The 23,156-nt window shown below is 66.9% G+C and carries 22 protein-coding genes and 1 riboswitch; of the genes, 19 read left to right on the forward strand and 3 right to left on the reverse strand.

The annotated features are described in order from the left end of the window. Window positions 1-91 precede the first annotated feature (91 nt). The 7 genes from coaD (at window position 92) to ftsY (ending at window position 8,334) form a co-directional block, all read left to right on the forward strand. The gene (coaD, locus tag J7I85_RS06560; RefSeq protein WP_102972153.1) at window positions 92-571 is read left to right on the forward strand and encodes a pantetheine-phosphate adenylyltransferase; all 480 of its coding nucleotides are present in this window, start codon (window positions 92-94) and stop codon (window positions 569-571) included. Between the two features lie 168 nt (window positions 572-739). Then, on the forward strand, window positions 740-1,264 hold the full coding sequence (locus J7I85_RS06565; protein WP_214848328.1) for a DUF177 domain-containing protein: 525 nt from the start codon (window positions 740-742) through the stop codon (window positions 1,262-1,264). A 36-nt stretch (window positions 1,265-1,300) separates the two neighbouring features. Continuing rightward, window positions 1,301-1,504, forward strand: coding sequence for a 50S ribosomal protein L32 (rpmF, locus tag J7I85_RS06570; protein ID WP_009356569.1), 204 nt, complete (start codon window positions 1,301-1,303; stop codon window positions 1,502-1,504). Between the two features lie 21 nt (window positions 1,505-1,525). Continuing rightward, window positions 1,526-2,281 (forward strand): ribonuclease III, encoded by a 756-nt coding sequence (gene rnc / locus J7I85_RS06575; protein ID WP_214848332.1) that lies wholly within the window; start codon window positions 1,526-1,528, stop codon window positions 2,279-2,281. Window positions 2,282-2,287: 6 nt separating this feature from the next. Continuing rightward, complete coding sequence (gene mutM / locus J7I85_RS06580) at window positions 2,288-3,259, forward strand: bifunctional DNA-formamidopyrimidine glycosylase/DNA-(apurinic or apyrimidinic site) lyase (protein WP_214848335.1); 972 nt, start codon at window positions 2,288-2,290, stop codon at window positions 3,257-3,259. A gap of 120 nt (window positions 3,260-3,379) precedes the next feature. Continuing rightward, window positions 3,380-6,991 (forward strand): chromosome segregation protein SMC, encoded by a 3,612-nt coding sequence (smc, locus tag J7I85_RS06585; RefSeq protein ID WP_214848338.1) that lies wholly within the window; start codon window positions 3,380-3,382, stop codon window positions 6,989-6,991. A 125-nt stretch (window positions 6,992-7,116) separates the two neighbouring features. Beyond that, window positions 7,117-8,334 carry a signal recognition particle-docking protein FtsY gene (ftsY, locus tag J7I85_RS06590; protein WP_214848341.1) on the forward strand — a complete coding sequence of 406 codons (1,218 nt, stop codon included), beginning with the start codon at window positions 7,117-7,119 and terminating at the stop codon, window positions 8,332-8,334. 78 nt (window positions 8,335-8,412) lie between these two features. Here the strand turns inward: ftsY and J7I85_RS06595 are convergent, their stop codons facing one another. Beyond that, complete coding sequence (locus J7I85_RS06595; protein WP_214848344.1) at window positions 8,413-9,666, reverse strand: MFS transporter; 1,254 nt, start codon at window positions 9,664-9,666, stop codon at window positions 8,413-8,415. A gap of 225 nt (window positions 9,667-9,891) precedes the next feature. On the opposite strand from J7I85_RS06595, the gene J7I85_RS06600 reads away from it, so the two are divergent. After that, a complete protein-coding gene (locus J7I85_RS06600; protein ID WP_214848347.1) occupies window positions 9,892-11,247 on the forward strand; it encodes an ammonium transporter in 1,356 nt (451 codons plus the stop codon). Next, window positions 11,244-11,582: a P-II family nitrogen regulator gene (locus J7I85_RS06605; RefSeq protein WP_003806050.1), complete on the forward strand. Its 339-nt coding sequence runs from the start codon at window positions 11,244-11,246 to the stop codon at window positions 11,580-11,582. The genes J7I85_RS06600 and J7I85_RS06605 overlap by 4 nt, the downstream gene beginning before the upstream one ends. Before the next feature lie 67 nt (window positions 11,583-11,649). On the opposite strand, the gene J7I85_RS06610 is transcribed toward J7I85_RS06605, so the two are convergent. After that, window positions 11,650-13,038, reverse strand: a complete 1,389-nt coding sequence (locus tag J7I85_RS06610) for a glucose-6-phosphate dehydrogenase (RefSeq protein WP_214848350.1) — start codon at window positions 13,036-13,038, stop codon at window positions 11,650-11,652. Between the two features lie 84 nt (window positions 13,039-13,122). Between J7I85_RS06610 and ffh the strand changes: the two genes are divergently transcribed. Together ffh and J7I85_RS06620 are read left to right on the forward strand one after the other, a co-directional pair. Next, window positions 13,123-14,706, forward strand: coding sequence for a signal recognition particle protein (gene ffh / locus J7I85_RS06615; protein WP_214848353.1), 1,584 nt, complete (start codon window positions 13,123-13,125; stop codon window positions 14,704-14,706). Window positions 14,707-14,762: 56 nt separating this feature from the next. Further along, on the forward strand, window positions 14,763-15,497 hold the full coding sequence (locus tag J7I85_RS06620; protein ID WP_214848367.1) for an alpha/beta hydrolase: 735 nt from the start codon (window positions 14,763-14,765) through the stop codon (window positions 15,495-15,497). 64 nt (window positions 15,498-15,561) lie between these two features. Here the strand turns inward: J7I85_RS06620 and thiC are convergent, their stop codons facing one another. Continuing rightward, on the reverse strand, window positions 15,562-17,361 hold the full coding sequence (thiC, locus tag J7I85_RS06625; protein ID WP_214848370.1) for a phosphomethylpyrimidine synthase ThiC: 1,800 nt from the start codon (window positions 17,359-17,361) through the stop codon (window positions 15,562-15,564). Beyond that, window positions 17,357-17,464: riboswitch (TPP riboswitch) on the reverse strand. It overlaps the preceding gene by 5 nt. Window positions 17,465-17,560: 96 nt before the next feature. Here thiC and J7I85_RS06630 point away from each other — a divergent pair. From J7I85_RS06630 to rplS, 8 genes are all read left to right on the forward strand, one after another. Further along, on the forward strand, window positions 17,561-18,643 hold the full coding sequence (locus J7I85_RS06630; RefSeq protein ID WP_214848373.1) for an amidohydrolase family protein: 1,083 nt from the start codon (window positions 17,561-17,563) through the stop codon (window positions 18,641-18,643). Window positions 18,644-18,721: 78 nt separating this feature from the next. Next, window positions 18,722-19,597 (forward strand): VOC family protein, encoded by an 876-nt coding sequence (locus J7I85_RS06635; RefSeq protein ID WP_214848376.1) that lies wholly within the window; start codon window positions 18,722-18,724, stop codon window positions 19,595-19,597. A 93-nt stretch (window positions 19,598-19,690) separates the two neighbouring features. Continuing rightward, entirely contained in the window at window positions 19,691-20,125 is a 435-nt protein-coding gene (locus J7I85_RS06640; RefSeq protein ID WP_214848379.1) for a hypothetical protein, read from the forward strand. A 212-nt stretch (window positions 20,126-20,337) separates the two neighbouring features. Next, on the forward strand, window positions 20,338-20,751 hold the full coding sequence (gene rpsP / locus J7I85_RS06645) for a 30S ribosomal protein S16 (RefSeq protein ID WP_102972220.1): 414 nt from the start codon (window positions 20,338-20,340) through the stop codon (window positions 20,749-20,751). Window position 20,752: 1 nt separating this feature from the next. Then, on the forward strand, window positions 20,753-20,995 hold the full coding sequence (locus J7I85_RS06650) for an RNA-binding protein (RefSeq protein WP_214848382.1): 243 nt from the start codon (window positions 20,753-20,755) through the stop codon (window positions 20,993-20,995). A 150-nt stretch (window positions 20,996-21,145) separates the two neighbouring features. Beyond that, window positions 21,146-21,730 carry a ribosome maturation factor RimM gene (gene rimM, locus J7I85_RS06655; RefSeq protein WP_214848385.1) on the forward strand — a complete coding sequence of 195 codons (585 nt, stop codon included), beginning with the start codon at window positions 21,146-21,148 and terminating at the stop codon, window positions 21,728-21,730. After that, on the forward strand, window positions 21,731-22,543 hold the full coding sequence (trmD, locus tag J7I85_RS06660) for a tRNA (guanosine(37)-N1)-methyltransferase TrmD (RefSeq protein ID WP_214848389.1): 813 nt from the start codon (window positions 21,731-21,733) through the stop codon (window positions 22,541-22,543). A 238-nt stretch (window positions 22,544-22,781) separates the two neighbouring features. After that, on the forward strand, window positions 22,782-23,141 hold the full coding sequence (rplS, locus tag J7I85_RS06665) for a 50S ribosomal protein L19 (RefSeq protein ID WP_214848392.1): 360 nt from the start codon (window positions 22,782-22,784) through the stop codon (window positions 23,139-23,141). Window positions 23,142-23,156: the final 15 nt, after the last annotated feature.

The following is a 23,156-nucleotide window of genomic DNA, read 5'->3' on the forward strand; positions in this document are numbered from 1 at the left end:
GTTTCCTGCCTGTCTGTTCAGCCGCGGCCCCCGTGGGCGGCCGGTGCCCAAGTCATGGTATCCCGGCCCGCAGATACGGTAGGTTCGGAGCATGAGACGCGCCGTATGCCCAGGCTCCTTCGACCCCATCCACAATGGACACCTCGAGGTCATCGCCAGAGCCGCGAGCCTGTTTGATGAAGTGATCGTCGCCGTGTCCACCAACTATGCCAAGAAGTACCGGTTTCCGCTGGAGGAACGGATTGAGATGGCCAGGGAGACACTGGCCTCCCTGCGCGGCATCGTCGTGGAACCCGTTGGGGAGGGACTCCTGGCGGAGTACTGCCGGCAGCGCGGCGTGTCCGCCATCGTGAAGGGGCTGCGGTCGTCGTCGGACTTTGACTACGAACTTCCCATGGCGACGATGAACCGCCAGCTGAGCGGAGTGGAGACCGTGTTCCTTCCGGCGGAGGCGCACTACCTTCACCTGTCATCAACCCTGATCAAGGAAGTGGCCACCCTGGGCGGCAGCGTCTCCGAATACGTCCCCAGGTCCGTTCTGAAACGGCTTCTCGCCGGCGGCGCGCCTTAGGCCGGCCAGCCCTCAAGGGGGTAGGCTTGTCCGGTACGTTTCCGGTGCACGCCGGCCGCGTGCCCCGGCGTGGCATCCGGTTTGAGTCCGTCAGGGAGTTCAGGCTAAGATGGTACGTCGGTCATATGTTCAACAGGAGTTCTCATTAAACGAGATGCAAGTTCGCCCTTGATGCTCGATGTCAAGGACCTCGGACGCAGTCCGGGGAGCATGCGTACACTGACGGAACATGTATCTGCGCCGGGGGATCTCGGCGTGGCGCTCATTGGCGTTCAGGAAGGCTCGGATATCGAGCTCGACCTGAGGCTTGAGGCCGTACACGAAGGAATTCTGGTATCAGGAACCGCCCTTGCCGAGGTAAAAGGCGAGTGCGGCCGATGCCTGGATCCCCTTGCGTATGACCTTGAGGTCAATGTGCAAGAGCTTTTCTTCTACGAAGGCGCACTGCCTTCCGATGAGGAAGACGATGAAGAGCAACGTCGAGTCGAGCACGATCTGATCGATCTTGAGCCGGTGTTGCGGGACGCAGTCGTGACCGCGCTGCCGTTCCAGCCGGTGTGCCGGGAAGACTGCCAGGGTCTGTGCTCCGAATGCGGGGCGCGCCTGGAAGACGATCCGGGGCACCACCACGAGATCGTAGATCCTCGCTGGGCTGCCCTGGCTGATCTGGCTAAGCCTGACCGGCAAAATTGATTTGTAAGTGTTTTTCTAGAGAGAAATGAGTTAGCCGTGGCTGTTCCCAAGCGGAAAATGTCTCGCTCGAATACCCGCGCCCGTCGTTCCCAGTGGAAGGCAACTGCCCCCCACCTGGTGAAGACCGTCGAGAACGGCCAGGTCACCTACAGCCTGCCGCACCAGGCAAAGGTCGTCACCGACTCGGCTGGCACTGCGCTGTTCCTTGAATACAAGGGCCGCAAGGTCGCGGACGTCTAATCGGCCTCCAAGCTGATCAGGATGTCTTCAACTGAAGAGCTTCTGAAGCGTCTCGGTGTCTTCATTGACGCCGGGACGCTTCGTCTTGCTCTCACACACCGTTCGTACGCCTACGAAAACGGCGGCATACCCACCAACGAGCGCCTTGAGTTCCTGGGCGACTCCATCCTGGGCTTCTCCGTCACCGATGCGCTGTACCGCGACAACCCGACGCTCCCCGAGGGCGACCTGGCCAAGCGCCGGTCGGCCGTGGTGAGCACGCGCGCCCTCGCCGGCATCGGCCGCAGCCTGGGCATCGGGGACTACATTTACCTCGGCCAGGGGGAGAAGCTCACCGAAGGCAAGAACAAGGCCTCGATTCTGGCCGACACCATGGAAGCCCTCATTGGCGCCACCTACGTGTCCAACGACATCGAGACCGCCCGCCAGCTGGTGATGCGCCTCGTCGGACCGCTCCTAAAGGACGCCGCCGCCCTCGGCGCCGGCACGGACTGGAAAACCAGCATCCAGGAGCTGGCCGCGGGACGGCAGCTGGGCAGCATCTACTACGCCGTCGAGGGCTCCGGCCCGGACCACGCGCGCACCTTCGTCGCCGTCCTCCAGATCGGCGGAACTGCCTACGGGAAGGGCTCCGGCCACTCCAAGAAGGAAGCCGAGCAGGAAGCTGCCGCGGATGCCTGGCGGAAGCTTACGGGCGCGGAGTCCAAGGTCCTTGGCGCGGAGTCTGCACCGGCAGATACAGCGGCGGCTCCTTTGGATTCCGCCGCGGGCAGCTAAGCGCCGGTGCCTGAACTTCCCGAAGTCGAGGTAGTCCGCCGCGGCCTGGTCAACTGGGTCCGCGGCCGGACCATCACCGGCGTCGACGTTGTGGACCCCAGGTCCGTGCGCCGGCACGCGCTGGGGCCGGAGGATTTCGCCGGGAACCTTGAGGGAGCCAAAGTCCTCGACGTCGTCCGCCGGGGCAAGTTCCTCTGGATGCCGCTGCAGGAGAACGGCATGCCGAGCGGCAGTACCGGTAGCGGTATGTCTGGGCGGCCGGGCGTCGCGCTCATGGTCCACCTCGGCATGAGCGGCCAGCTCCTGATGCAGGACAGCTCCGTTCCGGGCGAGAAACACCTGAAGATCCGCCTGCGGCTGAGCCCGGAGGGGACCATGCCGGAGCAGTTGCGGTTCGTGGACCAGCGGATCTTCGGCGGCCTGTTCGTGACCACTCTTGTTCCCACGGACGACGGCGGACCGGGCGGGATCGCGGAGGACCCGGTGCCGGTCATTGCGGAGGAAGCCTCGCACATCGCGCGTGACCCCCTGGATCCGCACTTTTCCTTTGACACCTTCTACCGCCGCCTCCGGAAGCGGAAGACCGGGCTGAAACGCGCACTGCTGGACCAGGGGCTCGTGTCCGGGATCGGAAACATCTACGCTGACGAGGCCCTATGGCGGGCAAAGCTGCACTATGCACGGCCCACCGACACTCTCCGGCGGACTGAAGCCGAACGCGTCCTCGCCTCTGCCCGGGACGTGATGGCCGATGCCCTGGCCGCCGGCGGCACCAGCTTCGATTCCCTGTACGTCAACGTCAACGGCGCGTCCGGTTACTTTGAGCGGTCCCTCAATGCCTACGGCAGGGAGGGGGAGGAATGCAGGCGCTGTGCAACCGCCGGAATCGTCAGCATCATGAAGCGCGAGCAGTTCATGAACCGTTCCTCCTACACCTGCCCGGTGTGCCAGCCGCGGCCACGCAACGGCCGCTGGTGACCATTGACACCTTGGTTGAAAAGGCCCGGAACGCCGTAAATCCGGGGATCCCGGCCCCATAGCCAGTAGATTTGGTGGAGGACCAGCACCCGCTGCCGCCACCTATGGAGATCTGAAACCTTGCACCTCAAAAGTCTGACCGTCCGGGGCTTCAAGTCGTTTGCGTCGGCCACGACGTTCGACTTTGAGCCTGGCGTCACGGCGGTCGTCGGGCCAAACGGCTCGGGCAAGTCCAACGTCGTGGACGCCTTGGCCTGGGTCATGGGGGAGCAGGGTGCCAAAACCCTCCGCGGCGGCAAGATGGAGGACGTCATCTTTGCCGGCACGTCCGGCCGACCGCCCCTAGGCCGGGCACACGTCTCGCTCACCATCGACAACGCCGACGGCGCCCTGCCGATCGAGTACAGCGAAGTCACCATCTCGCGCACGCTCTTCCGCACAGGCGGTTCCGAGTACGCCATCAACGGCTCGGCGTGCCGGCTCCTGGACATCCAGGAACTCCTCTCCGACTCCGGACTCGGCCGCGAAATGCACGTCATCGTGGGACAGGGGCAGCTGGACCGGGTGCTGCACGCCACTCCCGAGGACCGCAGGGGCTTCATCGAAGAAGCCGCCGGCATCCTCAAACACCGGCGGCGCAAGGAGAAGACCGTCCGCAAGCTGGAGGCAATGCAGGCCAACCTCCAGCGGCTCAGCGACCTGACCGGGGAAATCCGCCGGCAGCTCACACCGCTTGGCAAGCAGGCAGAGGTGGCACGGCGCGCGCAGACCGTCCAGTTCGAGGTCCGCGACGCCCGCGCCAGGCTGCTGGCCGATGATCTGGTCCAGCTCCAGAACACCCTTGCACAGGACATCGCCGACGAGTCCGCGCTCAAGGCGCGGCGCGCCGTCGTCGAAACCCGGCTTGCGGAAGGCCGCCGGCGGCAGGCTTCCCTGGAGCAGCTTGCGGCGGAGGCGACCCCGCAGCTGAACGCCGCCCGGGACACGTGGTACCAGCTGTCCGCAGGACGGGAGCGGCTGCGCGCCCTCGCGTCCCTGGCCCACGAACGCTGCCGCCTGCTGGGATCCGCGGATCCAGCGCCGGAGCCTGGCCGGGACCCGGACCAGCTGGAGCGGCAGGCCGCACGGGTCCGCGGCGAGCAGTCGGACCTGGAAAAGGACATCCTCGCCGGGCGCGCCGGGCTCGACGCCGCCACCGCCGCCAAGTCGGCGGCTGAGGATGCCGCGGCGGCCGAGGAGAAGCGGCTCACCGCCGCGCTGCGCGCGGCCGCCGACCGGCGTGAGGGCCTGGCGCGGCTGGCCGGCCAGGTGGGCGCGGCGCGGTCAAAGGTGGAATCTGCCCAAGCCGAAGTGGGCAGGCTGCGCGAGTCCCTGGCCGCCGGCGATGAGCGCCGCCGGCATGCCCAGTCGGAGTTCACCGCGCTGGAATCGCAGGTGGCGGGCGTCGAGGACGGCGAGGAAACCCTTGATGCCGAATACGAGGACGCCAGCGCCGCCCTCGACGGCATCCTCGCGGAGATCGACTCGCTGAAAAGCACCGAGCGCGACGCCGTCCGCGAACGGGACGCGCTGAGGGCGCGGCACGAGGCCCTTCAGCTGGGCCTCAACCGCAAGGACGGCTCCGAGCATGTCCTCGGTGCCGGGGTGGCTGGCACCGTCGGCCCGCTGGCGACGGCACTGACCGTTGAACCGGGCTATGAGGCCGCCGTCGCTGCAGCCCTGGGCAGCGCTTCGGATGCCATCGTGGTGCGGGACGCCGGAACGGCAGCAGAATTGGTCCGCCTCCTCAGGGACGACGACGCCGGCCGCGCCACGCTGCTGCTACTCGAGGAAGCGGCACCTCCCGCAGGAGCGCCCGCTGCCGCAGGAAAACCCGCTGCAGGAAGGGGTGCCCTGCCAGCCGGGGCCCGCCCGGCCGCGGACCTGGTAACGGCCTCCGGAACCACGGCGGCGGCCGTGCGTACACTGCTCGCTGCCACCGCCGTCGTCGAGGATCATGACACGGCGGCGGAGCTGGTCGCCGGGCGTCCCGACCTTACCGCCGTGACGCTCGCCGGCGATGTGTTCACCGCTTTGACCGTCACCGGCGGTTCCGCGAAGGCGCCCTCACTGCTTGAGGTGCAGGCCGCCGTCGACGACGCCGCGTCCCGCCTGACGGCGGTCACCGCCGGGCTGGAGCAGGGCCGCTTTGCCCTGGCTGCCGCCGAGGCCCGGCGCGCCGAGGCGCAGGAACGCGCGGACGCCGCGCTGGAGCGCCTGCACGAATCGGATGCCCGGCTGGCAGCGGTGGCCGAACGGCTGGGCCACCTCAACTCGGTCCTGCGCAGCGCCGTCGGCGAAAGCGAACGGCTCGCCGCGTCACTGGCCCGTGCCGAGGCAAACATTGTCACCGAGCAGGAGGCGCTGACGGCGGTGACCGCCCGGCTTGCGGCAGCACAGGACGCGCCCGCCGAAGAGGAACCGTCCACGGAACAGCGGGACGCGCTGGCCCTGGCCGCATCACAGGCACGGTCGGCAGAAATGGAAGCCCGGCTGTCCCTGCGAAGCCGGGAGGAACAGCTCACGGCCATCCGCAATCGGGCCACTTCGCTGGAACGGGCAGCGGCCTCGGAACGCCGGGCCCGGGAACAGGCGGCCGAACGGGCCCGCCGTCGAAGGATTCAAGCCAAACGGGCGGCAGCTGTCTCGACGGCGGCCGAGCAGCTGATCCGGTTCAGTAACGTTTCCGTTGAGCTGGCAGGCCGGGAACGGGACGGCGCCGAGCAGATCCGGGAGCAGCGGGACCGGGAACTGGCCGACATCCGTATGGCCAACGACGCGCTGGCCCGCGAACTCGCGGAGCTGACCGACTCCGTGCACCGCGACGAGCTGGTTCGTGCCCAGCAGCGGCTCCGGATCGAGGCGCTGGAAACGAAGTCGGTGGAGGAGCTGGGGCTGACGGCGGACCAGCTCGTGGCAGACTACGGGCCGGACCAGCCGGTGCCCCTGCCTGCCGCCGCGTCCACGGACAAGTGGGCGGCGCTGCGGACAGAGGTTGATGCCGAGGGCCAGCCGGTAGTGGAGGGCGTGCCGTTCGTCCGCGAGGAGCAGGAAAAGCGGCTCCGCAAGGCGGAACGGGACCTGTCATCGCTGGGCAAGGTCAACCCCCTGGCGCTGGAGGAGTTCGCCGCTCTGGAGGAACGCCACCAGTTCCTCAGCACCCAGCTGGAGGACCTCAAGGCCAGCCGCAAGGACCTGCTGGACATCATCAAGGAAGTGGATGACCGCGTGCAAAAGGTCTTCTCGGAGGCCTTCGCGGACACCTCCGCCCAGTTTGTGCGGGTCTTCGGGCGGCTCTTCCCCGGCGGGGAGGGAAGGCTGGTTCTGACCGACCCCGCGGACATGCTCACCACCGGCATCGAGGTGGAGGCCCGGCCCGCGGGCAAGAAAATCAAGCGGCTGTCCCTGCTGTCCGGCGGCGAGCGGTCGCTCACCGCGGTGGCCCTGCTCGTGGCCATCTTCAAGGCCCGGCCCTCGCCGTTCTACGTCATGGACGAGGTCGAAGCGGCCCTCGATGACACCAACCTCGGCAGGCTCATCACGATCTTCGAAGAACTCCGCGAATCCAGCCAGCTGATCGTGATTACCCACCAGAAGCGGACCATGGAGGTGGCCGACGCGCTCTACGGCGTGACCATGCGGGGCGACGGCGTCTCCACCGTCATCAGCCAGCGGCTCGGAGCGGACGTCTAGGGGACCTCCAGGACCGTTTCTCAGGACGGTCTTTCAGGACGGTCGTTCAGGACGGCGGCGGCCGTGGCTGTCCGCGCTGCCCGCCGCTTGCGGGAAGCTCCTGTGGCTTGTGAGAAGCTAGGGGTGTGAATGACATTATCCCCATTCTTCTGCCCATTCTGGCTGCCCTGGTAGTTATCGGCGGGCTGGTCCCGGTGCTGATGAAGGCCCGGAAATCCCGCACACAATACCTCGGCACCCGGGACGCCAACGACCCCGTTGAGCCGCTCGGAGGCGGAGGGACCCTCCTCGAGGACCGCCCCACGGCGCCTCCGACGCCTGCCGACCGTCAGGCGCCGGACGCCGTCGACCTTGAAGGACTGGAAGCCGACGTCCCGGACGACGCCGCCGGCCTGGAAACCATTCCGGTGGAGACGCCACTGCCCGTGGCCGGGCGGCTCATCCGCCTCCGGGAGCGCCTGGTCAAGTCCAACAACGTGCTCGGCAAAGGCCTGCTGGCACTGCTCGCCAGCGACAAGATCGACGAGAACGTCTGGGACGAGGTGGAGGAAACCCTGCTCCTGGCCGATCTTGGCACTGAACCGACCATGCAACTCGTGGACGCGCTCCGCGAACGCGTCAAGGTCATGGGCACACGCGACCCCGAGCACGTCAAGGCGCTGCTCCGGGAAGAGCTCATCAAGATCGTGGACCCGTCGATGGACCGGAGCCTGCGGACTGAACGGCACGCGGACCGGCCCGCCGTCGTGATGGTGGTCGGTGTAAACGGCGTGGGCAAGACCACCACCGTGGGCAAGCTGGCCCGCGTGCTCGTGGCGGAGGACAAGGACGTGATCCTCGGCGCGGCGGACACCTTCCGCGCCGCCGCCGCCGAACAGCTGGCCACCTGGGGACAGCGTGTGGGGGTTCCCACGGTGAAGTCCGACATTGACGGCGCGGACCCGGCGTCCGTCGCGTACGAGGCCGTCAAGGCCGGCATCGACCAGGAAGTCGACGTCGTCATGATCGACACCGCCGGCCGCCTGCAGAACAAGGTCGGCCTGATGGACGAACTCAGCAAGGTCAAGCGCGTCGTGGAAAAGCTGGCAGAGGTGGACGAGGTCCTCCTGGTGCTGGATGCCACGACCGGCCAGAACGGGCTGAACCAGGCGCGGGTCTTCGCGGAGGTCGTCAACATCACCGGCATCGTGCTGACCAAGCTGGACGGAACCGCCAAGGGCGGCATCGTGGTCGCCATCCAAAAGAGCCTTGGAGTACCCGTGAAGCTCATCGGCCTCGGCGAAGGTGCGGACGATCTCGCGCCGTTCGAGACCGAGGCTTTCGTCGACGCCCTCCTGAACTAAGGCCCGATCTCCCAAGTAGGTAGCAGCAGTAGGCGTTCCCAGCCTTGGGAACGCCCCCTGCTGCTACCTAGTTGGGTTTTAAGGGGTGGTGTCGGCAGGCTGGCGGTGCACCGTTTCCCGCGCGGCCAGCCAGCCCACCGCGGCGACCAGCAGCACGGCACCTGTGGCTGCGAAGGCCCAGCTGTAACCCAGCCGGTCGGCCAGCAGACCGACGAGCACCGGCCCGAGGATGGCACCTATGTCCGACGTCATCTGGTAGGCCGCCAGCACAGGTCCGCCCGACCGTTCGCGGCCGATCACATCGGCAACCGCCGCCTGCTGCGCCGGGTTGAGCATTCCCGCGCCCACGCCGGCCAGCAACGACGCGGCCAGGAACCACCACAGCCCCTGGGTGAGGCCGATTCCTGCCGTGGCTGCGCCGGTGACCACGAGGCCGGCCACCATCATCGGCTTCCGGCCCAGGCTGTCGGCGAGCCTGCCAGAAACGGTCAGGGCGAGGGCGTTTCCGGCTGCGAAAACTGCCAGTGCCCAGCCGGCCGCCTCCGGCCCGGAGCCCAGGGCCGTGACGGCAAACAGCGGCACCGTGGCCATGCGCACACCAAAAGTTGCCCAGCCGTTGGCGAAGCTGGACAGCATGGCGGCCCGGTAGGCACTGTCGCCGAAGGCCTCGCCGAGTTTCATGGCCGGGGCGCCCGCTGCCTCGCCACGGGCTGAGCCGGGAACATGGCTGAGCTGCGTCTGCACCACCAGGGCCGCCAGGACGAGCGCGGCCGCATAGGCCAGGAACGGGATGCGCAGGCCGAAGCCGGCGAGCAGGCCGCCGACGATGGGCCCGCAGACGTTGCCGATCAGGAACGCCGACGCGTACGCGCCGGACACCCGGCCACGGCTCTCCGGCGGCGCCAGCCTGATGACCAGCGCCATCGATGCCACCGTGAACATGACCGATCCGGCACCGCCCAGCCCGCGGAACACCAGCAGCTGCCAGTAGTTCTGGGCGAAGGCGCAGGCCGCGGTGGACGCAGCCACGATGAGCAGGCCGGCGACGTAGACCGGACGTTCGCCGAGCCTGCCGATCAGGGCACCGCCGGCAGGCGCGAACAGCAGCCGCATGAGCGCAAAGATGCTGACGATGACAGCGGCGGCCGTCGCGCCGACGTCGAACGTGGTGGCGAATTGTGGCAGCACCGGAGCAACGAGGCCAAAGCCCAGAGCTATCAGGAAGGCTGCGACGAGCATCACCTTGATGTCACGGGGCAGCGGAGCACCGTTGGGGCGGCGGACCGCCGAAAACCGTGGTTTGCCCGCGGCGTTACGGGGGAGTGGCGTCATGGAGCGGAGAATCCTTGCGAAACAGGCGGACGGGCGTTTGGGGGCGATGAAACATAACCGTAACAAGCAGGATATGCACCATTTACGTCAGGGAGGTTGTTGTAACAGGCCCGCAATCTAAATCCTCCGCCAGCGAAACACACCGCGGCAAAACTTGATTCAGGACGCAAAAGGCGTTGGGCAGGCGGATCACTCCGCAGCATTCGATCAGAGAGGACGTGCACCATGGAACTTACCGCAGGTCACGTATGGCTCATGGTGGCGGCGGCACTCGTGCTGTTCATGACACCAGGTCTGGCATTTTTCTACGGCGGCATGACGCGCGCCAAGGCTGCACTGAACATGATGATGATGAGCTTCATCTCCATCGGCATGGTCGGCGTGGTGTGGGTACTTTGGGGCGCATCGATGAGCTCCGGCGAGGGATTCCTGCAGATTGTCGGGAACCCGTTCGCCACCTTCGGCCTCGAGGGCATCACCACCCCTGACGGCCTCATCAAGGTCGGCTACGCGGCCACGTTCGCAATCATCACGGTTGCCCTCATCAGCGGCGCCATCGCGGACCGCGCGAAGTTCGGCGCCTGGAGCGTCTTCGTGCCCGTCTGGGTCACGCTGGTGTACTGCCCCCTCGCCTACATGGTCTGGGGTGGTGGCCTCTTCGGCCCCGAGGGCGCCATTGGCAAGGCTCTCGGCCCCGCGATCGACTTCGCCGGCGGCACCGTGGTTCACATCAACGCCGGCGTGGCTGCGCTGATCTTGGTCCTCATCATCGGCAACCGCAAGGGCTTCGGCAAGGACCCGAACCACCGCCCGCACAACATCCCGTTCGTCATGCTCGGCGCGGCCATCCTGTGGTTCGGCTGGTTCGGCTTCAATGGCGGCGCCGCAACCACCGCGGAACAGGGCGGCCTGATCTGGATCAACACCCTGGCGGCTCCGGCTGCAGCCATGCTCGGCTGGCTGGTCACCGAACGCGTCCGTGACGGCCACCCCACCTCGCTGGGTGCTGCCTCCGGTGTGGTCGCCGGCCTCGTCGCCATCACCCCGGCCTGTGCAAACGTGAGCCCGGTCGGTGCCCTTGGACTCGGCGTCGTCGCCGGTGTGGCCTCCGCCCTCGCCGTCGGCCTCAAGTTCCGCTGGGGCTTCGATGACTCGCTCGACGTCGTCGGCGTCCACCTCGTCTCCGGCATCATCGGCACCGTGGCCCTCGGCTTCATCGCCCTCCCCGCCGACGGCGTGGGCGGCGGCCTCTTCTACGGTGGCGGCTTCACCCAGCTCTGGGCCCAGCTGGCGGCAGCGGGCATTTCCATCGCCTACTCAGCCATCCTGACCGCGATCATCGCACTGGCCATCCACAAGACCATGGGCTTCCGTGTCTCCCAGGAGCAGGAAGCGGTGGGAGTGGACCTCAGCCTGCACGCAGAAACCGCCTACGAGTTCGGCGTCGGCGGCCACGGCGGCAGCTTCCAGCCCCTGCATGAGCTCATCACCGGCGGACAGGCCAGCGGCGACGCGGTAGCGGCAGGCACCGACGGCAAGAAGGCATCAGCAGCAACAGGTAAGGAAAGCGTGGGGGCATGAAACTGATCACAGCAATCGTTCGTCCGGAGAAGCTCGAATCGATCCGCGAAGGCCTGGAGGCCTACGGGGTCCAGGGCCTGACGGTCAGCGCCGCCAGCGGCTACGGCCGGCAGCGTGGCTACACCGAGGTTTACCGCGGCGCCGAGTACAACGTGGACCTGCTGCCCAAGATCCGCGTTGAGGTGCTGGCCACGGACGAACAGGCTGACGACATCCTGGATGTCATCATCGCCAGCTCCAACACCGGCCGGGCCGGCGACGGCAAGGTCTGGACGGTCGATGTGTTCGAAGCAGTGCGGGTGCGGACGGGTGAACGCGGCGTAGCCGCCATCTAGCACCGGCCACCAGCCCAACGCAGCGAGAGGGCCGGTCACCACAACGGTGACCGGCCCTCTCCGCGCGTTAAGCCTGTGTGGGTCCGGGCCCTCCGGAGCCCGCCCGGTATTCCTCCAGCGGCACCTTCCCTGCTGCCCAGGCAGCCAGCACCGGCTCCACGATCCGCCAGCATTCCTCGGCGGTGTCGCCCCTGACCGACAGCAGGGGATCGCCGGTCAGGACGCCTTCCAGCACTTCGCCGTACGGCAGCAGCTCGGAGGCGTTGAGCTCGGCCACGAGTGAGGCGCGGTCCAGGCTGAAAATGTCCCCGGGGCCGTTGACGTCGACGTCGAGCTCCAGGGTGTCCGGACCGAAGCCGATCCGGAGCGTGTTGGGCGTGTCCCTGCCTGTGAATCCGGCGGGCAGGTGCGGAACCGGCCGGAAGGTGACCACTGCCTCCTTGCGCTTGGTCCCGAGGGCCTTGCCGGAGCGGAGGATGAACGGCACGTCCTTCCAGCGCCAGTTGTCGATGTCCACGCGCACCTCGGCCAGGGTCTCGGTGTTCCGGCCCGGGTCCACACCCGCTTCCCCGGCGTAATCGGGGACGTCCTTGCCGCCGAGGCTGCCCGCCAGGTAGCGCGCCCGCCGGGTGCTGTCCGTGTAGGGCGGCTTGATGCTGCTGGCCCGCAGGACGGCGGCGATGGCGTCGCGGAGGTCGCGCTCGCCGATGGTGGCCGGCGGCTCGATCGCCAGCAGCGCCATGATCTGCAGCAGGTGGCTCTGGATCATGTCGCGCAGCGCGCCCGCGCCGTCGTAGTAGCGCGCACGACCCTCCAGGGCCAGGTCCTCGTCGAAGATGATTTCTACCTTGGCGATGTGATCGCGGCTCCAGACCGGCTCCAGGAAATTGTTGGCGAACCGCAGGCCAAGGATGTTCAGGACGGTGGCCTTGCCCAGAAAATGGTCCACCCGGTGGATGTGGTCCTCCGGAACAAGGGACAGGAGTGTCCGGTTGAGTTCGCGGGCCGACTCCTCGCCGGCGCCGAAGGGCTTCTCCATGACCAGACGGGTCCCGGCGGGGACCTGCTCAGGGCGCAGGATTTCGCAGGCCTTCTGGCTCACCTGCGGCGGCAAGGCGAAGTAGACCGCAACCGGCCCCTCGAGGCCGGCGAGGAGTTCTGCGAGCGGGCCGTCAGCGGTGACGTCGGCCTGGTGGTATTCCGTGGACTTTGCCATGGCCGCCAGCGCGTCCCTGCCGGCGTCGTCCGCCGTTTCGGCGGCAGCGTCAAAGGCGGTGTGCACGCGGTCCTGCCACTGTTCAGATGACCACGGGTCCGATCCGGCCCCCACTAGCAACAGGTCGGCGGCACGTCCTGTGGCCACCAGCCTGGCCAGGCCGGGAAGGAGGAGCCGGCCGGTGAGATCGCCGGAGGCACCGAGGATGAGCAGGGTTTTTACTGTCGTTTGGCTCGTCACCCTGCCAGCATGCCACCTTGCGGGCGTGTCTTGATACCCTAGATAGTCGAGTCTCGTACATCCACTGAAAGAAGTGCACGGCGCGTGTTCAATTCACTCTCTGACCGGTTGACAGCAACCTTCAAGAACCTTCGCGGCAAGGGCCGCCTCACCGAGGCAGATGTCGACGCCACAGTCCGTGAGATCCGGCGCGCCCTGCTGGACGCGGATGTTGCCGTGCCCGTGGTCCGCGAGTTCACCGGGCGGGTCCGTGAACGCGCGCTTGGCGCCGAGGTCTCCGGGGCCCTGAATCCCAGCCAGCAGATCGTGAAGATCGTCAACGAGGAACTTGTTGAGATCCTCGGCGGCGAGACGCGGCGCATCCGGATGGCCAAGACCGGCCCCACTGTCATCATGCTCGCCGGCCTCCAGGGCGCCGGCAAGACCACCCTGGCCGGAAAGCTCGCCAAGTGGATGAAGGCGCAGGGCCACAGCCCCCTCCTCGTCGCCTGCGACCTCCAGCGCCCCAATGCCGTGACACAGCTGCAGGTAGTGGGCCAGCGCGCGGGGGCCCCCGTCTTCGCTCCGCACCCGGGCGCCACCTCTGAACTCGCCCACCCGGCCGGCGACCCTGTCGCCGTGGCACGGGCCGGCGTCGAGGAAGCACGCCAGAAGCTGCACGACGTCGTCATCGTGGACACCGCCGGCCGTCTCGGCGTCGACGCCGACATGATGGAGCAGGCGCGCCAGATCCGCCGCGCCATTGTGCCCAACGAAGTCCTCTTCGTGATCGACTCCATGATTGGCCAGGACGCCGTCAACACGGCGACCGCTTTCGACGAAGGCGTGAACTTCACCGGCATCGTGCTGTCGAAGCTCGACGGCGACGCGCGCGGCGGTGCCGCGCTGTCCGTTTCGTCGGTCACCGGCAAGCCCGTGATGTTCGCCTCGACCGGTGAAGGCCTGGACGACTTCGAACTGTTCCACCCGGACCGGATGGCCTCGCGCATCCTGGACATGGGTGACGTCCTGTCCCTCATTGAGCAGGCCGAAAAGTCCTGGGACAAGGATGAAGCCGCCCGGATGGCGAAGAAGTTCGCCGACCAGGAGGACTTCACGCTCGATGACTTCCTCGCGCAGATGCAGCAGATCCGCAAAATGGGCTCCATGAAGAAGATGCTCATGATGATGCCCGGTGCGCAGAACATCCGGCAGCAGCTGGAGCAGTTCGACGAGCGCGAGATCGACCGGGTGGAGGCCATTGTTCGCTCCATGACCCCGCACGAGCGTGTGGCACCCAAGATCATCAACGGCTCCCGCAGAGCCCGCATCGCCCGGGGCTCCGGCGTGCACGTATCCGAGGTCAACGGGCTCCTGGAGCGCTTCGCCCAGGCCCAGAAGATGATGAAGAAGATGGCCCAGGGCGGCGGCATGCCGGGCATGCCCGGGATGCCCGGGATGGGGGCAGGCGGTGCCCGCAAGGGCGGCGGCAAGAACGCGCCCAAGAAGAAGGCCCGTTCGGGCAATCCTGCCAAGGCGGCGCAGGAGCTTCGCGAGGCGGAGGCCAGGCGGGCCGCCGGGCCCAAGGCGGTGCCCACCGGAGCCGCCTTCGGCCAGCAGTCGGCCGACTTTGATCCGTCCCAGCTGAACCTCCCCAAGGGCTTCGACAAGTTCATGGGCGGCAAATAGGGAGCACGGTCATGTCGGCCGGCGCCGATGTCAGACCGCTGCCATAAGGTTGGGTCATGTATAAGCAGCGGGTAGTGTTCGTCCACGGTGCCGGTAACTTCGGCTCCGCTGCGTGGCCGCGCCAGCACGGCATGGCACTGCAGTACGACGCCCTGTTTCTGCGGCGCCACGGCTTTGACGCCGAGGCAGAGCCGCTGGAGACCGACTTCGCCGAGGACGCCCGCATTGTGCTGCGGTCGCTGGCCGACGACGGCCGCGGGGCCGCCGGTGGCCACGTTGTGGCGCATTCGCAGGGGGCCATCGCAGCGATGATGGCCGCCGTCGAACGCCCTGATTTGGTCTTCTCGCTGACGCTCGTGGAGCCGGCATGCCTGTCGCTCACCGCTGAATTGCCGGCCACCGCCGCGCACCGTGCCCTGATGGAGCCGCTGTTCGAGGTCCGGCACCAGCTTGGCGACGACGACTACGAGCGTGAGTTCCTGCGCCGCGCGTTCGCTGCCGACACACCGGAGCCCAGTACCCCCGAGGCGAAGCTCGCGGCCAGGAGACTGCGGCTGCAGGCACCGCCGTGGCAGGCGCCGCTGCAGATCGTGCCGGGTGTTCCCACCCTGGTCCTCACCGGCGGCTGGGAGCCGCTGTACGAGGAGATCGCGGGATACCTGCGCGAGACCGGGGCCCTGCACCGCATCGCTGCGGGAGGGCACCGGCCCCACGACTCACCGGAGGGCGACCGCTACATCAGGTCATTCATCGCCGAGGTCAGCCGCCGGCAGCAGCCCCGCGCCTCCTGATCAACGTTCCGCGCCCAGATCCGGCTGGCCCCCAATGCCAGCCGGACCTGCGCACGAACGCCGGTTATTTGCGGGCTGACTCCGGAAGCCGCAGCTCCGGCAGATACACCTTTCCGCCCGCAGCGAGGAACTCCTGGCTCTTCTCGCGCATGCCCTCCGCCATCTCGGCGAGGGCGGCCTGGGCTTCGGCGGAGCCATACTCGTTCCGGATGTCCTGGCTGATCCGCATGGAGCAGAACTTGGGGCCGCACATCGAACAGAAATGCGCGGTCTTGGCAGGCTCCGCGGGCAGTGTCTCGTCGTGGAACGCCTCGGCCGTCACCGGGTCCAGCGACAGCGCGAACTGGTCGCGCCAGCGGAACTCGAAGCGGGCCTTGGACAGCGCATCGTCCCGCTCGTTCGCGCCGGGGTGCCCCTTGGCGAGGTCGGCCGCGTGGGCGGCGATCTTGTACGTGATGACGCCGGTCTTCACATCGTCCTTGTTCGGCAGGCCCAGGTGTTCCTTGGGCGTGACATAGCACAGCATGGCCGTGCCGTAGCGGGCGATTTCGGTCGCGCCGATGGCCGAGGTGATGTGGTCGTAGCCGGGGGCAACGTCCGTGACCAGCGGGCCCAGCGTGTAGAAGGGCGCACCCTTGCAGAGCTCCTGCTGGCGCTCAACGTTCTCACGCACCAGGTGGAACGGGATGTGGCCCGGCCCTTCCACCATGACCTGCACGTCGTACTCCCAGGCCCGCTGGGTCAGCTCAGCCAGGGTGTCCAGTTCGGCGAACTGCGCGGCGTCGTTGGCGTCCGCCGTCGCGCCCGGGCGCAGCCCGTCGCCCAGCGAGAAGGCGACGTCGTACTTCGCGAAGATTTCGCAGAGCTCGTCGAAGTGGGTGTACAGGAAGTTTTCCTGGTGGTGGGCAAGGCACCAGCCGGCCATGATCGATCCGCCGCGGGACACGATGCCGGTGACGCGGTTCGCCGTGAGCGGCACGTACCGCAGCAGTACGCCGGCGTGGATGGTCATGTAGTCCACACCCTGTTCGCACTGTTCAATGACGGTGTCGCGGAAGATTTCCCAGGTCAGGGCGTTCGCTTCGCCATTAACTTTTTCCAGGGCCTGGTAGATCGGGACCGTGCCGATGGGGACGGGGGAGTTGCGGATGAGCCACTCACGGGTGGTGTGGATGTCGTCGCCCGTGGACAGGTCCATCACGGTGTCCGCGCCCCACTGGGTGGCCCACTGCAGCTTGTCCACCTCCTCAGCGATGGAGCTGGTGACGGCCGAGTTGCCGATGTTGGCGTTGATCTTCACAAGGAACGCCTTGCCAATGATCATCGGCTCGGATTCCGGGTGGTTGATGTTGGTGGGGATGATGGCCCGTCCGGCGGCGAGTTCGCTGCGGACCAGTTCCACATCGCAGTTCTCGCGGAGGGCCACGAAGCGCATTTCGGGGGTGATGACGCCCTGCCGCGCATAGTGCATCTGCGTCACGGTCTTGCCTTCCGCCGCACGGCGGGGCACCGGCCTGGCGCCCTTCCATTCGGCGGAAGCCGCGCCGCGCCGCACGGCCGATTTGCCGTCGTCGAGCAGGTTGCGCTCACGTCCGTCGTACGGCTCCGTGTCTGCCCGCGCCTCAATCCATTCCGCACGGAACGGCGCGAGGCCCACCACCGGGTCGCTGCCGGGACCCGCCGTGCGGTAAACGCGCAGCGGATCATTCTGCTCGCCGTTCGGGGAAGGCTCCAAGGCGATTTCCGTTACCGGAACCCGTAGGCCGTCGCCCTCCAGATAGGCCAGTGAATGGGATTTCAGCGACTGCGTTACGGTGGCGGAACCGTTTTGGGCAGGGATCAGCTGTGATTTCTGGGTGCTCAATTTACTGCTCACTTCCTTCGCCGGCATTACCCGGACAGGTTCAACGGTCGCAGGCTGCGCCAGCCTGATCTCAGCCCCTGCAGGGGCACCCGTGTGGTCGTAACCGAAGCTACCACAGCTCGGATCGTGCCTGTCCATCTGTGAAGGGCCAGTCGGAAAAGGCACGATCCCCGTAGAGGGAGCCGATTAGGCTGGAACCATGGCGCACATCATCGAATTCAGTGGACCCGTGCTCACTGCGGCGGATGAGGAACGCCGTGGGCTCTGGGCCGTGGACGGGAAGCTGACGTTCAATTCTCCGGGCAGGCGGCCGGACGCCGTCATGGACGGCTGGGTCCTGCCCGGCTTCGTCGATGCCCACTGCCACATCGGGCTGGGCCCGGGCGGTGCCGTGGACGACGACGTGGCGTATGGCCAGGCCATAACGGACCGCAACGCCGGCACGCTGCTGGTCCGGGACGCGGGGGCCGCCAGCGACACCCGGTGGCTGCAGCAGCGGGCCGACACGCCGCGGATCATCAGGGCAGGCCGGCATGTGGCCCGGTCCCGCCGGTACCTGAGGAATTTCGCGGTGGAAGTTGAGCCGGAGGGCCTCGTGGAGGCGGTGCGTAAGCAGGCGCGGGAAGGGGACGGCTGGGTCAAGCTGGTGGGGGACTGGATCGACCGGACCGCCGGCGACCTCACGCCTTCGTTCCCTGCGGCGGCCGTGCGGGACGCTGTCCGGGCCGCCCACGACGAGGGGGCCAGGGTCACGGCGCACTGCTTCGGCGAGGACACCCTGGACGACATGCTGGACGCCGGCATCGACTGCATCGAGCACGCCACGGGCCTGCTGCCCCGGCACATTCCGCGGTTCGTCGAGCAGCAGGTGCCCATCGTGCCGACACTCATCAACATCGCCACCTTCCCGGACATCGCCAGCCAAGCAGAGCCGAAGTTCCCGCGGTATGCGGAGCACATGCGCGCACTCTGGACCCGCCGTCGCGAGCGCGTCCTGGAGGCCTACGAGGCCGGCGTCGAAGTCTATGCGGGAACGGATGCCGGCAGCGTGATCCGCCACGGCCGCATCGCGGACGAAATCCTCGAACTTCACGCTGCCGGGCTCCCGGCACGTGCGGCGCTGGACGCGGCCTGCTGGCGTGCCCGCCGCTGGCTGGGAGCCGAGGGTCTGGCGGAAGGCGCGGACGCGGACGTGGTGGTGTGCCGGGAGGACCCACGCACCGTGCCGGAGACCGTCCGCAGCCTCACGAATGTTGTGCTCCGGGGAAAGATCGTGCATTAGGAATAAATTGAAGCTTCAAGTAATTTAGAGATGTAGAGGCCGCCGAAATCCGGTGGCCCGGACATCCGGGAGTATTCGATGACAGCAGCAGCCAGCAGCCAGGACTTGCTTCCTGCCGACCTCACCATGGGCACCGTCATGCTCAAGGTGGGCGACATGAAGCTCATGACCGACTACTACCAGCGCGCCCTCGGCCTCGACGTCGTCGCCGAGCAGGACGGCGGCCTCTACCTCGGCCGGCTCAGGACGCCGCTGGTGCACCTCGCTCCCGCTCCGGGCCTCAACATTCCCGGCCGCGGCGAGGCCGGCCTCTTCCATACAGCTCTTCTGTTCGGGGACCAGTCCTCGCTGGCCGCCACCATTGCCAGTGCGGCCCAGTACGAGCCGCAGTCCTTCGTGGGCAGCGCCGACCACCTGGTGAGCGAGGCATTCTATTTCACCGACCCGGAAGGCAACGGGATCGAACTCTACTGGGACCGCCCGCGCGAGGCGTGGTCCTGGGACGGCAAGAACGTGGTCATGGACAGCCTGGCGCTGCCGCCGCAGAAGTACCTGCAGGACCACCTCACGCAGCAGTCCGTGGAAGGCCAGCGCGGCACCGATGCGGAGGTGGGCCACGTCCACCTGCAGGTCGGCGACGTCCAGTCGGCCCACGACTTCTACGTCGGCACCCTGGGGTTCGAAAAAACGGCGGGCTGGCACGGCCAGGCCCTCTTTGTGTCGGCCGGCGGCTACCACCACCACATGGCCATGAATGTCTGGAACAGCCGAGGCGCCGGCCCGCGCCGGGACACGCTGGGCCTGGGCGAGGTGCTCATCGAGGTGCCGTCCGGTGACGACGTCGGCGCGCTCGCGGACCGCCTCAGGGTCGCCGGAGTCGAATCGCAGCACACCGGCACCGAGCTCCGGTTTGAGGATCCGTGGCGCAACCGCCTCCGCGTCGCCGTGCGCTAAGTCGCGTGAACGCAGTTGGGTTAGGCTGATTTCGAAGAGCCCCGGCCGGTACTGTCGCGGGGCATGCACCGCCGACGGAATGAGGACGAATCCATGGGCTTTACCGAAGTGTTTGTCGCCACCCACAAAGACGCCCTCAAGCGTGCAGAAGCGCTGGCAGGCGGCGCCGCCGCCGCAGACGGCATCCGGATTGCCGGCATCAGTGATTTTGAGATCGAACAGCTCGGCGACCTCGCGGGTGCCGCGGTGCACGCCGCGGGTGCGGACTACGAGCTGGCCATGGTGGATGTGGCAACCGATTCACTTCTGGGCGTGCCAGCGGCGATGGTCCGGGCGCTGGCCGAGCTCCTCACGTACGAATCCGAGGGTGAGGGCAACGTTTTGGATGAGGTGTCCGAGCGCTGGGCCGCCGAGGATGACATGCCCTTTGGTGCCGGGGAAGCCAAGAATTACGTTCAGCAGCTGGCAGAGCTCGCCGGCACCGTGGACGAAGGCACCAGGACCGGCCTCTACGTCTGGTCTTCCTAGCGCCGCCTGGTCTTCCGGGGACCCCGCGAGGCTCCGTCCGCATGTCAAGTCGAAATAACGCGGACGATCTGGCACAATAAACAGGTACTCGATCTGCGCGGCCCCTCTCTCCGCGTCCGGATCCTGTCCTTTTCGAACCCCCAAGTACGGCCCGCCCCACGGGTGCAGAACGCGGGTTCAACCCCGTTTCAGAAACAGGAGTGACCACAAAAGTGGCCGTAAAGATTCGCCTTAAGCGCTTCGGTAAGATGCGCGCACCGTACTACCGCATCGTTGTCGCCGATTCGCGCACCAAGCGTGATGGCCGTGCCATCGAAGAGATCGGCAAGTACCACCCCACCGAGGAGCCCTCATACATCGAGGTCAACTCCGAGCGTGCACAGTACTGGCTCTCCGTCGGCGCGCAGCCGTCGGAGCAGGTCGCCGCGATCCTGAAGATCACCGGTGACTGGCAGAAGTTCAAGGGTCTGCCGGGCCAGGAAGGCACCCTGAAGACCAAGGCCGACAAGGAAGCATTCGTTGCTCCGGAGAAGGGTTCCGTGATCATCCCGGAAGCCATCACCAAGAAGGCCAAGGCATCGGAAGCCCCCGCCGAGGCTGAAGCAGAGACCACCGAGGCTGAGTAAGTTGCTGGCAGAAGCGCTCGAACACCTTGTCCGCGGCATTGTTGACTCCCCTGAGGATGTCAAGGTCAGTGCCAAGAACAACCGCCGCGGGGATACCCTCGAGGTGCGCGTTCACCAGGAAGACCTGGGACGGGTAATCGGACGCCAGGGCCGCACCGCGCGTGCACTGCGCACGGTCGTGGCGGCGCTGGCAGAAGGCGAGCCGGTCAGGGTCGACGTCGTCGACACCGACCGCCGCCGGTAACGCGCCTGCAACACTTGCCTTAACGTCCGGCCCCTCCACCAGCTAACGGTGGAGGGGCCGGACTGCTTTGGGCCCGGATACGCACAAATATTCGGACACCCGCAAAAGTCATAACCACGCATCAACACGCAGCCCAAAACAGAGGAACACATGCAGCTTCAGGTGGCCCGTATCGGCAAGCCCCACGGAATCCGCGGCGAGGTGACAGTCCAGGTTCTTACCGACGCCCCCGAGGACCGGTTCGTCCCCGGCACCGAGTTTGTGGTGGAACCCGCCTCCGCCGGGCCGCTCACGGTGCGCAGTGCCCGCTGGAACAAGGACATCCTCCTGCTCGGCTTTGAAGAGATTCAAACCCGGAACGAGGCCGAGACGTTCCGGGGCGCCAAGCTGTTCATCGAGACCGAAGAGCTCGACGAGGACGACGACGACGAGGGCTGGTACGAACACGAGCTCGTCGGCCTCGAGGCCCGCGTCGGAACCCGGGTCGTAGGCAAAATCACCGCCCTGAACACCATGCCGGTGCAGGACCTGCTCGTCGTCGAAACGACCGACGGCAAGGAAATCCTCATCCCGTTCGTGGAACAGATCGTCCCCGAGGTGAACACCGAGGGGGGCTACGTCCTGCTCACTCCGCCGGCGGGCCTGTTCGAGATCAACGAGGAGGGCGCGGGGGACCCGGAGACCAGGGGCTCGGACTCCGCCGAGGAAGAGGCTGAGCCGGAGGCCAACGCGTAGATGAGAATCGACGTCGTCAGTATCTTTCCCGAGTACCTGGCACCGCTGGAGCTGTCCCTCATCGGCAAGGCCCGCCAGGACGGGCTGCTGGACCTGAACGTGCTCGATCTCCGCACCTTCACCACTGACCGCCACCGCACCGTGGACGACACCCCGTACGGCGGCGGCGCCGGCATGGTGATGAAGGCCGAGCCGTGGGCCCTGGCGCTCGAATCCGTGGCGGCTGCCCGGCCGGCCGGCGCGGCCAAACCCGTGCTGATCGTCCCGTCCCCGGCGGGGGAGCGCTTCAACCAGGCGCTGGCTTACGAGCTTGCCGAGGAGGAGCAGTTGGTGTTCGCCTGCGGGCGGTACGAGGGCATTGACGAACGCGTCATCGAATGGGCCGAGGAGCACTTCACGGTCCGCCCGGTCAGCCTCGGCGACTACGTCCTGAACGGCGGCGAAGTCGCTGTACTGGCCATGGTGGAAGCCATCGGCCGGCTGCTCCCCGGCGTGGTGGGAAACCCCGAGTCGCTCGTGGAGGAGTCGCATTCGGACGGCCTGCTTGAGTACCCGGTCTACACCAAGCCGTCGGTCTGGCGCGACCGGGAGGTCCCGGCCGTCCTGCTCAGCGGCAACCACGGCAAGATCGCGCAGTGGCGCCGGCACGAGCAGTACCGCAGGACGGCGGAACGCCGTCCTGACCTGCTGCAGACGTTCGACGCCGGGACCCTGCCCCGCGCGGACCGCACCGCTCTCGCGGACCTGGGATACGACGTCGTCGACGGTCACCTAAAGCCCAGGCCGGAAGCCGACGGAGCAGCGGGCGCCTAATTGGTTGATCTTGGTTGTTGAACTACCAGAACGAACCAGAAATGTGGCACAATTAGTCCTTGTGTCTGCTGGGTCCGCGCCTGCCACAGGGGGAGCGTAACCAACAGCAAGGCACCCCGGTGCCGCCAAAGGGTGGCAGAACCGGATCTCAACACTTCGGCAGCGATTCCCGGAATATCCGGGCTTGGCCGCCGTGACCCAAAGTGGATGACCTGTGGCGTTCACCAGGAGTGGATCAATGCATATCCTCGATTCCGTAGATGCAGCCTCGCTGCGCACTGACGTTCCCGAGTTCCGCGCGGGTGACACCATCAAGGTTCACGTGAACATCATCGAAGGCAAGAACTCCCGTGTCCAGGTATTCCAGGGCTTCGTCCTGGGCCGCCAGGGTGACGGCGTTCGCGAGACCTTCACCGTCCGTAAGGTTTCCTTCGGTGTCGGCGTTGAGCGTACCTTCCCGGTGCACTCTCCGATCATCGACAAGATCGAGGTCGTCACCAAGGGTGACGTCCGCCGCGCCAAGCTTTACTACATGCGTGCACTGCGCGGTAAGGCTGCGAAGATCAAGGAAAAGCGCGACTTCAGCACCGCCAAGTAAGTCTTCACGGACTTT

It is taken from the genome of Arthrobacter sp. ISL-65, assembly GCF_018613795.1.
In the GTDB taxonomy this organism is placed as follows: Bacteria; Actinomycetota; Actinomycetes; order Actinomycetales; family Micrococcaceae; genus Arthrobacter.

Excerpts from the sequence above, each read along its gene's own strand:
- rnc (WP_214848332.1), top strand. The coding sequence starts at position 1,526 with ATGTCTTCAACTGAAGAGCTTCTGAAGCGTCTCGGTGTCTTCATTGAC.
- J7I85_RS06595 (WP_214848344.1), bottom strand. The coding sequence starts at position 9,666 with ATGACGCCACTCCCCCGTAACGCCGCGGGCAAACCACGGTTTTCGGCG.
- J7I85_RS06600 (WP_214848347.1), top strand. The coding sequence starts at position 9,892 with ATGGAACTTACCGCAGGTCACGTATGGCTCATGGTGGCGGCGGCACTC.
- J7I85_RS06635 (WP_214848376.1), top strand. The coding sequence starts at position 18,722 with ATGACAGCAGCAGCCAGCAGCCAGGACTTGCTTCCTGCCGACCTCACC.
- rplS (WP_214848392.1), top strand. The coding sequence starts at position 22,782 with ATGCATATCCTCGATTCCGTAGATGCAGCCTCGCTGCGCACTGACGTT.
- J7I85_RS06630 (WP_214848373.1), top strand. The coding sequence starts at position 17,561 with ATGGCGCACATCATCGAATTCAGTGGACCCGTGCTCACTGCGGCGGAT.
- coaD (WP_102972153.1), top strand. The coding sequence starts at position 92 with ATGAGACGCGCCGTATGCCCAGGCTCCTTCGACCCCATCCACAATGGA.
- rimM (WP_214848385.1), top strand. The coding sequence starts at position 21,146 with ATGCAGCTTCAGGTGGCCCGTATCGGCAAGCCCCACGGAATCCGCGGC.
- J7I85_RS06620 (WP_214848367.1), top strand. The coding sequence starts at position 14,763 with ATGTATAAGCAGCGGGTAGTGTTCGTCCACGGTGCCGGTAACTTCGGC.
- J7I85_RS06605 (WP_003806050.1), top strand. The coding sequence starts at position 11,244 with ATGAAACTGATCACAGCAATCGTTCGTCCGGAGAAGCTCGAATCGATC.
- trmD (WP_214848389.1), top strand. The coding sequence starts at position 21,731 with ATGAGAATCGACGTCGTCAGTATCTTTCCCGAGTACCTGGCACCGCTG.
- J7I85_RS06640 (WP_214848379.1), top strand. The coding sequence starts at position 19,691 with ATGGGCTTTACCGAAGTGTTTGTCGCCACCCACAAAGACGCCCTCAAG.